The sequence below is a fragment of the Mesorhizobium sp. M4B.F.Ca.ET.214.01.1.1 genome, from assembly GCF_004791545.1.
GTDB lineage: Bacteria > Pseudomonadota > Alphaproteobacteria > Rhizobiales > Rhizobiaceae > Mesorhizobium > Mesorhizobium abyssinicae.
In genome coordinates this window covers 1-330 of the sequence record NZ_SRUX01000186.1, presented here as the reverse complement: position 1 = coordinate 330, position 330 = coordinate 1, and the positions used below count along the sequence as shown (strand labels likewise).

Annotated in this window: 1 protein-coding gene; it reads right to left on the bottom strand. The window is 64.8% G+C overall.

Features of this window, described 5'->3' with window-relative positions; all coding sequences use genetic code 11:
• Window positions 1-330 (bottom strand): magnesium transporter (locus EN857_RS33820; protein ID WP_245521686.1); only part of this gene is annotated, 330 nt, incomplete at both ends.

Sequence of the window (330 nt, the reverse complement as noted above, 5' to 3'; positions counted from 1 at the left end):
CGCTGGCCGCCCGAGAACTCGTGCGGATAGCGATCGACGTGCTCCGGCCGCAAGCCGACCGAGACGGCCAGTTCGGTTGCGCGCCCGATCAGTTGTTTGCGGGTGTAGCCAATGGCGCCGAGCACGAGACCGGTGGGCAATTCGCGCAACGCCACCCGCCACCAGTCACGAAGGCCGATCTCGCGCAACGCCAGCGCCCGGATGACCAACGAGGTAGCCTGTGAGCCGGAATTGCCGCCGGAGCTCATGATCAGCGGGATGAACAGCGTCAACACGATCGCTTTCTCCAGCTCGCCCTCGTAGCTTTGCATCGCATTGGCCGTCAGCATC